Consider the following 8949-nt stretch of genomic DNA (forward strand, 5'->3'; position numbering starts at 1 on the left):
TCAGCTTTCCAGTCTCTGAAGAACCATGCCCAAACGTACAGATATCAAGACCATTCTCATCATCGGTGCCGGCCCGATCATCATCGGCCAGGCCTGTGAATTCGACTACTCCGGTGCCCAGGCCTGCAAGGCCCTGCGCGAAGAGGGTTACAAGGTTGTGCTGGTGAACTCCAATCCGGCAACCATCATGACGGATCCGGGTACTGCGGATGTCACCTACATCGAGCCCATCACCTGGCAGGTAGTCGAGCGGATCATCGAGAAGGAACGTCCTGACGCGGTGCTGCCGACCATGGGTGGTCAGACGGCCCTCAACTGCGCCCTGGATCTCGCCAAGCACGGCGTTCTCGCCAAGTATGGCGTGGAGTTGATCGGCGCCAAGGAAGAGGCCATCGACAAGGCCGAAGACCGCATGAAGTTCAAGGATGCGATGACCAAGATCGGTCTTGGTTCGGCGCGTTCCGGTGTTGCGCACACCCTTGATGAGGCGCATCAGGTCCAGGCCGAGATTGGCTTCCCGGTCATCATCCGTCCGTCCTTCACGCTGGGCGGAACGGGTGGCGGCATTGCCTACAACCCGGAAGAGTTTGTCGAGATCTGCAAGCGCGGTCTCGAAGCCAGTCCGACCAACGAACTCCTGATCGAGGAGTCGCTGATCGGCTGGAAGGAATACGAGATGGAGGTTGTCCGCGATACGGCCGACAACTGCATCATCGTGTGTTCCATCGAGAACCTCGATCCCATGGGCGTGCACACGGGTGACTCGATTACCGTCGCTCCGGCCCAGACCCTGACCGACAAGGAATACCAAATTCTCCGCAATGCCTCGATCGCCGTGCTGCGCGAGATTGGTGTGGATACCGGTGGTTCGAACGTACAGTTCGCGATCAATCCGAAGGATGGTCGGATGATCGTCATCGAGATGAACCCGCGTGTGTCCCGTTCGTCTGCGCTGGCGTCGAAGGCGACGGGCTTCCCGATCGCCAAGATTGCAGCCAAGCTGGCCGTGGGGTTTACCCTTGATGAGCTGAAGAACGACATCACGGGGGGGTCGACGCCGGCCTCCTTCGAACCGTCGATCGACTACGTGGTAACCAAGATCCCGCGTTTTGCGTTCGAGAAGTTTCCGCAGGCCAATGACCGTCTGACCACCCAGATGAAATCCGTGGGTGAAGTCATGGCCATGGGGCGTACTTTTCAGGAGTCTTTCCAGAAGGCGCTGCGCGGGCTTGAAACCGGTGCCTATGGCCTGGATGAGGTGGAGGCAGATCAGGATGATCTCGAGCGTGAGCTTGGCGACCCGGGTGCGCAGCGAATCTGGTATGTGGGTCAAGCCTTCCGTGAAGGTATGAGCCTGGATCAGGTCCACGCCCTGACCCGCATTGATCCCTGGTTTCTGATCCAGATCGAGGATATCGTCAAGACCGAGAAGTCCCTGACCGGCCGCTCTCTCAAGGGTATCTCTGCCGCCGAGCTAAGGGAGTTGAAGCGCAAGGGTTTTGCCGATCGTCGTTTGGCCAAGCTGCTGAACACCGACGAGACCTCGGTTCGTCTGCACCGTCATGCGGCGGGTGTCCGCCCGGTCTTCAAGCGCGTGGATACCTGTGCGGCGGAATTTGCGACCTCCACCGCCTATCTTTATTCTTCCTACGAGGATGAATGCGAGGCGCTGCCGACCGGTAACAAGAAGATCATGGTGTTGGGTGGTGGTCCAAACCGGATCGGCCAGGGTATCGAGTTCGATTATTGTTGTGTCCATGCGGCGCTCGCCCTGCGTGAAGACGGTTTCGAGACCATCATGGTCAATTGCAATCCTGAGACCGTTTCCACCGACTACGATACCTCTGATCGTTTGTACTTCGAGCCGCTGACCCTGGAAGACATCCTCGAGATCGTTGCTGTAGAGCGGCCTGTCGGTGTCATCGTCCAGTTTGGCGGGCAGACCCCGCTGAAAAGGGCGCGGGAGCTGGAAGCCAACGGCGTGCCGATTATTGGCACCAGTCCGGACATGATCGATGCTGCTGAAGACCGTGAGCGTTTCCAGAAGTTGTTGTTCGAACTGGGCCTGAAGCAGCCGCCCAACCGCACGGCACGTACCCCTGAGGATGCCGTTCGACTGGCCGCCGAAATCGGTTACCCGCTGGTTGTGCGTCCCAGCTACGTGTTGGGTGGGCGCGCAATGGAAATCGTCCACGAGCAGAAGGATCTCGAGCGCTACATGCGCGAAGCCGTCAAGGTTTCCAACGATTCGCCTGTGCTTCTCGACCGTTTCCTCAACGATGCCACCGAGGTGGATGTGGATGCGCTATCGGATGGCAAGCGCGTGATGATCGGCGGGATCATGGAGCATATCGAGCAGGCTGGCGTGCACTCCGGTGATTCGGCCTGTTCCCTGCCTCCTTACACCCTGTCGCCGAAGCTGCAGGACGAGTTGCGCCGCCAGACCGAAGCAATGGCGCGAGCACTCAATGTCTGCGGCCTCATGAATGTCCAGTTTGCCATTCAGGGTGAGGGCGACGACGCCGTGGTTTATGTGCTCGAGGTTAATCCTCGGGCGTCGCGTACGGTTCCGTTCGTGTCCAAGGCATGCAGCCTGCCGCTGGCAAAGATTGCTGCTCGCTGCATGGCAGGTCGCAGCCTTGACGATCAAGGGGTTGCCGGTGAAGTCGTGCCGCCGTATTACTCGGTCAAGGAAGCCGTCTTCCCCTTCGTCAAGTTCCCCGGTGTTGATACGATCCTCGGGCCCGAGATGAAGTCCACTGGCGAAGTGATGGGTGTTGGGCGCACTTTTGCCGAAGCCTTCGTGAAGAGTCAGCTCGGCGCCGGCGTTCGTCTTCCGACTTCGGGTAAGGCCTTCATCAGCGTTAAGCATGCAGATCGTCCGAAGGCTATCGAAGTGGCCCGCGAGTTGGTCGAACTCGGGTTTTCGGTCGTTGCTACCCGGGGTACTGCGGGTGCTATCGCTGCCGCGGGGTTGCCGGTTTCGGCGGTGAATAAGGTCAATGAGGGGCGTCCTCACATTGTTGACATGATCAAGAACAATGAAATCAGTCTGGTCATCAATACCGTTGAAGAGAAGCGCCAGGCCGTGACCGACTCGCGCTCTATCCGCACCAGTGCCCTGGCTGCAAAGGTGACTGTCTATACGACCATCGAAGGTGCGCGTGCGGCCTGCATGGGTATGCGCCATCTTTCTGGTCTTGAGGCATATTCCCTGCAGGGTCTCCACGGCGAGCTGGTGAAGGCATGAGCAAGGTTCCACTTACCGTCGCTGGCGCCGAAAAGCTGAAGCAGGAGCTTCATCGCCTAAAGACTGTGGAGCGCCCCAATGTGATCGCTGCAATTGCTGAGGCCCGCTCCCACGGAGATCTCTCCGAGAATGCAGAATACGATGCTGCCAAGGAGCGTCAGGGCTTTATCGAGGGGCGTATCCGGGAGGTTGAAGGCAAGCTGTCCAATGGTCAGATCATCGACCCCAAGCTGCTTGATGCCGATGGCCGTTGCGTTTTTGGTGCGACTGTCGAGCTTGAGGATCTGGATACCGGAGATACGGTGACGTATCAAATCGTCGGGGATGACGAGGCCGATATCAAAGATGGGAAGATTGCAATCAGCTCACCGATCGCTCGTGCCCTCATCGGGAAATTTGCGGGTGACGTCGCCGAGGTGCAAGCGCCTGGCGGGGTGCGCGAGTTGGAGTTGATTGACGTTCGTTACGTTTGATTTCTGTCAGATGCATCGTTTTGCCGAACATCTTTACTCGATTCTTATATCGCTGTGGGTTGGCGCCCTTTGGGCTATAGGCTATCTTGCCGCACCCACCCTGTTTCATGTCTTGGGTGACCGGACGCTTGCGGGGCGGGTTGCGGGTGAGATGTTTGCCTACGTGGGGTGGTTGGGGATCGCAGTTGCAGCCTATCTATTAGTCTTCCTTGCATTGCGAAAAAACGGCGCTGCTTTCAAGAGCAGCGTCTTCTGGCTGGTTTTTTTCATGCTGTTGCTAACGGTAGCCGGGCAGTTTGGTGTCCAGCCGATTCTGGCTCAGATGAAGATGGATTCTCTGCCGCGTGAAGTGATGGAAAGCGCCCTGCGTGACCGTTTCATGGTCTGGCATGGCGTTTCCAGCGTGGTTTACCTGATTCAGAGCGTCCTTGGCATCCTGCTGGTAACCCTGCAGGGGCGCGGCCTGCGCTGAATTGGGTGGGTCAGCGGTCCGATCCGCGGGAAGGCTTGGGTGGGGCAGGAAACCAGCGAGGTTTCTTGTCTGCAGCCTTGTTCAGTGAGGAAATGCCGCGACGGGCAGACAGCAACTTGGCAGATTTTGCCTTTGCTGCAGCCCGCTTCGGTCTTTCTGCCGGAGTGCCGGTGGCGTTTGTTTCAGGTTGAGCTTTTTCCCGCCATACGATCAGCGTTTTCCCGATATGCTGAACTGAGGCTGCGCCAAGTTCGCTGCATACTGTTGTCAGAATCTGCTCGCGCTGCGCACGATCCTCACCATAAACCCTGATCTTGATGAGTTCATGGGACTGGAGCGCGTTGTCGATCTCCTTGAGCACGGCAGGCGTCAGACCATTGCCGGCCACGCTCACCACGGGGTGCAGATGATGGGCTTGCGCACGAAACGCTCGCCGCTGTGTGGGCGTGAGTTCAATCATTTTACAACTCTTTGAAAAAAGGGCGATATTGTACCGCGATGAAGCGCACCAAGACTAGCAAATCCTGGATGACGGAACATGTCAATGATCCCTTCGTCCAGCGTGCAAAGACCGAGGGTTTCCGCGCCCGCGCCGCTTACAAGCTCATGGAGATTGATGACAGGGATCGTTTGATCCGCCCAGGTATGGTTGTTGTCGATTTGGGGGCGGCGCCCGGCTCATGGAGCCAGGTGGCAATCTCAAGGGTAGGAGCGGGGGGGCAAGTCTTTGCCCTCGATCTTCTGCCTATGGACCCCATCAAGGGTGTGGAGTTCATGCAGGGGGACTTTCATGACGAAGCGTTTGTGGCCGAATTCGAAGTGTTGCTTGGAGGCAGGTCGGTAGACCTTGTAATGTCAGATATCGCCCCCAATATCTCCGGAATCCCGACAAGCGATCAGGCGCGTTCGATTTATCTCGCAGAGCTTGCCCTGGATTTTGCCGGTCAGCACCTTGCGTCGACGGGAAAATTCGTGGTCAAGGTGTTCCAGGGGCAGGGGTTCGACGAGTTTCGTAAAGCCATGGAGGCAGCGTTCAAGTCGGTTCTGGTTCGCAAGCCGCAGGCCTCAAGAGGGCGTAGTTCGGAGGTCTATCTGATCGGTGCGGGGTTGAAGGGTTAGTCTGCTGTCGTTGCTGATCGTTTTTCGGTATGGCGATCATAATTTGATCCAGCGAACGATCAGACATAGAATCAGTCCACTAGGCTGTGGCCCCTGTCGGGCCCTCAAGGAATCGTTTTGAACAATCTATTCAAGAATCTCGCGATCTGGCTCGTGATCGGCGTCGTGCTGATGACCGTTTTCAACCAGTTCAACAACCGCCAAGCTGCGCAGAACTCCGTTGAGTACTCGCAGTTTATGGAGGACGCGAAACAGGGCAAGATCGCTAAGGCGATCGTGGACGGGCGTACTGTGCGTGCGACCACGCAGGATGGGCGGCAGGTTACGGTTTATACGCCTGGCGTCCAGGATATCTGGATGGTTGGCGACCTGATGCGCTATGGCGTGAAGGTTACTGCCGCAAAGCCTGAGGAGGAACAGTCCTTCCTCATGAATATTTTCGTGTCGTGGTTCCCGATGATCCTGTTGATCGGCGTATGGGTGTTCTTCATGCGGCAGATGCAGGGCGGTGGGCGCGGAGGTGCGTTCTCTTTTGGCAAGTCGAAGGCAAAGATGCTCGACGAGTCGGCCAATACGGTCACCTTCGCAGACGTGGCGGGCTGTGATGAGGCGAAGGAAGAGGTCAGTGAGCTTGTGGAGTTCCTGAGAGATCCTTCCAAGTTTCAAAAGCTGGGCGGACACATTCCGAAGGGGGTGTTGATGGTTGGCTCCCCTGGTACCGGTAAGACTTTGCTGGCCAAGGCCATTGCCGGCGAAGCCAAGGTGCCTTTCTTCTCTATCTCGGGTTCTGATTTTGTCGAGATGTTCGTTGGTGTCGGTGCAGCCCGTGTTCGGGATATGTTCGAGCAAGCGAAGAAGCAGGCGCCCTGCATCATTTTCATCGACGAAATCGATGCGGTTGGTCGGCAGCGTGGCGCGGGTCTTGGGGGGGGGAATGATGAGCGTGAGCAAACCCTCAACCAACTGCTTGTCGAAATGGACGGGTTCGAGGGGGTATCGGGGGTTATCGTGATTGCGGCCACTAACCGGCCCGATGTGCTTGATCCCGCGCTCTTGCGCCCTGGCCGGTTCGATCGGCAGGTCGTTGTTCCATTGCCTGATATTCGTGGTCGGGAGCAGATCCTGCGCGTGCATATGCGCAAGGTGCCGATTGCTCCCGATGTTGACGCAATGATTCTTGCCCGTGGTTGCCCTGGGTTTGCTGGCGCTGATCTGGCCAACCTGGTTAACGAAGCGGCGTTGTTTGCGGCGCGCGGCAACAAGCGACTGGTCGATATGGATGACTTCGAGCGGGCCAAGGACAAGATCATGATGGGCGCGGAACGGCGCTCGATGGTCATGCCTGAGGAGGAGCGCCGGAATACTGCGTACCATGAGTCTGGTCATGCAGTAGTGGCTAAATGCCTGAGCAAGACGGATCCTGTTCACAAAGTGACTATCATTCCTCGGGGCAGGGCGCTTGGGGTGACGATGCAGTTGCCTGAGCAGGATAGGTATAGTCAGGATAGAGAGCGTCTCCTTCAAACGATTGCGGTCCTTTTTGGGGGACGGATCGCTGAGGAGGTGTTCATGAATCAGATGACGACAGGGGCCTCGAATGATTTTCAGAGGGCTACGGACCTTGCTCGGCGAATGGTGACTCAGTGGGGCATGTCAGACAATTTAGGGCCGATGGTTTACGGCGAGGAAGAGGGTGAGGTGTTTTTGGGGCGGTCGGTGACGACTCACAAGAACATGTCTGAAGCGACGCTTCAAAAGGTGGATGCGGAAATTCGCAGAATCCTTGATCAGCAGTACGCACTTGCTCGACGTCTCCTTGAAGACAATCGGGATAAAGTCGAGGCGATGACCGCGGCACTCCTTGAGCTTGAGACTATTGATGCCGATCAGATCAACGACATTATGGCAGGCAAGGCCCCTAGGCCCCCAAAGCCGTCTTCAATCGTGCCGCGACGTTCGGGAGATGACACGCCGGGCGCGGAGCCAACCGCAACAGTTCCTGCAGCTTGATGTCCTCATGATTGTATTTGGGCCGGTCCTTGTGACCGGCCTTTCTTGTTATGTCGGTTGAGTAAGTGTGCCGGCCTATGGAGCGACTGTTTGCCGGTGTTGAGTGTTGTTGGCCCGACTTGTCTGTCTCAGAGCATATCCAGAGCGGAACGGCGTCGGGTGTGTGCTGGACGTGAGTTCCGGCTTGGGTTTCTGTGATTCTCAATTCGAGTTTGAAAAGATGCCTCCTTTGTTGAGTTGTGGTCGATTTCGTCTGGATCTATCTGTGCCAAAGATCATGGCGATCATAAACGTAACGCCAGACTCATTTTCTGGAGACGGGTGCGCCAGCCTTGATGCGGCTTTACGGGCGGCGGAGTCCTTGATTGCGGAGGGGGCTGAAATACTGGATATTGGAGGTGAGTCCTCAAGGCCCGGAGCTCAGGCTGTGGGAGTGCAGGAGGAAATCGATCGCGTTGTGCCGGTGGTTGAAGCGCTCGCCCAGTTCGGAGTGCCGCTTTCGGTCGATACGGTAAAGCCTGCGGTGATGCGTGAGTCGATTGGCGTAGGGGCTGATATCATCAACGATATTGCTGCGTTTCAGGCGGACGGGGCCGTGGATGCAGTCAAAGATTCCGATGCAGCCTTGTGCGTCATGCACATGAAGGGGATCCCGGAGACAATGCAGCTTGCTCCTCGATACGATAGGGTGCTGTCTGAGGTGGAGGTCTTTTTGGCTGCCAGAGTGCAGTCACTCATTGAGGCTGGGGTGTCTGAAGACAGAATCCTTGTTGACCCGGGGTTTGGTTTCGGCAAGACCGTCGAACACAACTTTTCTCTTCTCGGCGGGTTGCGCCAACTTGATGGGCTTGGCTACCCCATGCTCGTCGGAATGTCCAGAAAGTCCATGCTTGGTGTAGCTACCGGGCGGAATATTGCAGACCGTGTTGTAGCGGGGGCGCTCGTTGCCATGCTGGCCATTCAAAACGGTGCGCGAATAGTCAGAACCCACGATGTTGCGGCGACACGTGATGCAGTCCGTATCTGGCTGGCCCTTGAGGCTGCGGGTGGCGAGGTTTCTCCAGGATGACGGTGTATTAGATATGTCTTAGTCTTACTGTGTCACTAAAATAGAAAGTCAATTTCCCGCTCTTTTCTGTGCGCAGCATGGGCATCGCTGAAGGCTATTGGCCAGCGTCTGAGCGATGATCCACCGTAATGTCGAGATCGAATTGGGAACGTGCCGCTGGGTGCGTCGAGCTGCCCCGCGGCATGTAATTTCCGGGTAAGGCAGGTTGCGGGCCGAATAAGGCGTTTTTTTTGGTGTCTTTGTGACGCAGCCGTTCGGCTACCAGAAAGCCATAGGCTGCGATGCACAAGGTCGCGTGATGGTGGAAACCACGCCAGCCCCGACCTTCATAATGCGCCAAGCCAAACTCCTGCTTGAGATCCTGATAGTCACGTTCAATGCGCCAACGCATTTTGGTCACGGCCACCAGACGTTCGAGCGCGGTGTCGGCAGGCAGGGCAATCGCACCGTTACGTCATAAACCCGAGCACCTCCGCCCGGAACTCATCGGAAGCGGAGGCGAGCAGGCGCTTGTTCTTTATTCCGGCCTTGACCGTCGAATTGAGCCGTAGGAGAT

At 57.1% G+C, this 8949-nt stretch carries 7 protein-coding genes and 1 pseudogene; 6 read left to right on the forward strand and 2 right to left on the reverse strand.

The genetic code is table 11. From position 1 onward, the window contains the following. The first annotated feature begins 25 nt into the window (after nt 1-25). The 3 genes from carB to PHI64_RS14840 are packed head-to-tail and all read left to right on the forward strand — an operon-like array spanning nt 26 to nt 4195. Nucleotides 26-3250: a carbamoyl-phosphate synthase large subunit gene (gene carB, locus PHI64_RS14830; RefSeq protein WP_299884145.1), complete on the forward strand. Its 3225-nt coding sequence runs from the start codon at nt 26-28 to the stop codon at nt 3248-3250. Further along, nucleotides 3247-3723, forward strand: coding sequence for a transcription elongation factor GreA (gene greA / locus PHI64_RS14835; RefSeq protein ID WP_296563719.1), 477 nt, complete (start codon nt 3247-3249; stop codon nt 3721-3723). Before carB ends, greA begins: the two co-directional genes overlap by 4 nt. Before the next feature lie 10 nt (nt 3724-3733). After that, the gene (locus PHI64_RS14840; protein ID WP_299884148.1) at nt 3734-4195 is read left to right on the forward strand and encodes a DUF4149 domain-containing protein; all 462 of its coding nucleotides are present in this window, start codon (nt 3734-3736) and stop codon (nt 4193-4195) included. 10 nt (nt 4196-4205) lie between these two features. Here the strand turns inward: PHI64_RS14840 and PHI64_RS14845 are convergent, their stop codons facing one another. Next, nucleotides 4206-4655, reverse strand: a complete 450-nt coding sequence (locus PHI64_RS14845) for a YhbY family RNA-binding protein (RefSeq protein WP_299884150.1) — start codon at nt 4653-4655, stop codon at nt 4206-4208. A 38-nt stretch (nt 4656-4693) separates the two neighbouring features. Here PHI64_RS14845 and PHI64_RS14850 point away from each other — a divergent pair, with 38 nt between their 5' ends. From PHI64_RS14850 to folP, 3 genes are all read left to right on the forward strand, one after another. Beyond that, a complete protein-coding gene (locus PHI64_RS14850; protein ID WP_299884152.1) occupies nt 4694-5314 on the forward strand; it encodes an RlmE family RNA methyltransferase in 621 nt (206 codons plus the stop codon). 117 nt (nt 5315-5431) lie between these two features. Continuing rightward, nucleotides 5432-7324 (forward strand): ATP-dependent zinc metalloprotease FtsH, encoded by a 1893-nt coding sequence (ftsH, locus tag PHI64_RS14855; RefSeq protein WP_299884154.1) that lies wholly within the window; start codon nt 5432-5434, stop codon nt 7322-7324. A gap of 220 nt (nt 7325-7544) precedes the next feature. Further along, nucleotides 7545-8393: a dihydropteroate synthase gene (folP, locus tag PHI64_RS14860; RefSeq protein WP_299884168.1), complete on the forward strand. Its 849-nt coding sequence runs from the start codon at nt 7545-7547 to the stop codon at nt 8391-8393. Between the two features lie 94 nt (nt 8394-8487). Here folP and PHI64_RS14865 read toward each other — a convergent pair. Beyond that, nucleotides 8488-8826: pseudogene (locus tag PHI64_RS14865) on the reverse strand (transposase); the annotation flags it as partial. Nucleotides 8827-8949: the final 123 nt, after the last annotated feature.

Origin of the sequence: Zoogloea sp., from assembly GCF_028689785.1 — a bacterium.
In the GTDB taxonomy this organism is placed as follows: Bacteria; Pseudomonadota; Gammaproteobacteria; order Burkholderiales; family Rhodocyclaceae; genus Zoogloea.

Bases quoted from the DNA above. Each gene is read 5' to 3' on its own strand.
- greA (WP_296563719.1), top strand. From the start codon at position 3,247: ATGAGCAAGGTTCCACTTACCGTCGCTGGCGCCGAAAAGCTGAAGCAG.
- PHI64_RS14850 (WP_299884152.1), top strand. From the start codon at position 4,694: ATGAAGCGCACCAAGACTAGCAAATCCTGGATGACGGAACATGTCAAT.
- PHI64_RS14845 (WP_299884150.1), bottom strand. From the start codon at position 4,655: ATGATTGAACTCACGCCCACACAGCGGCGAGCGTTTCGTGCGCAAGCC.
- folP (WP_299884168.1), top strand. From the start codon at position 7,545: ATGCCTCCTTTGTTGAGTTGTGGTCGATTTCGTCTGGATCTATCTGTG.
- PHI64_RS14840 (WP_299884148.1), top strand. From the start codon at position 3,734: ATGCATCGTTTTGCCGAACATCTTTACTCGATTCTTATATCGCTGTGG.
- carB (WP_299884145.1), top strand. From the start codon at position 26: ATGCCCAAACGTACAGATATCAAGACCATTCTCATCATCGGTGCCGGC.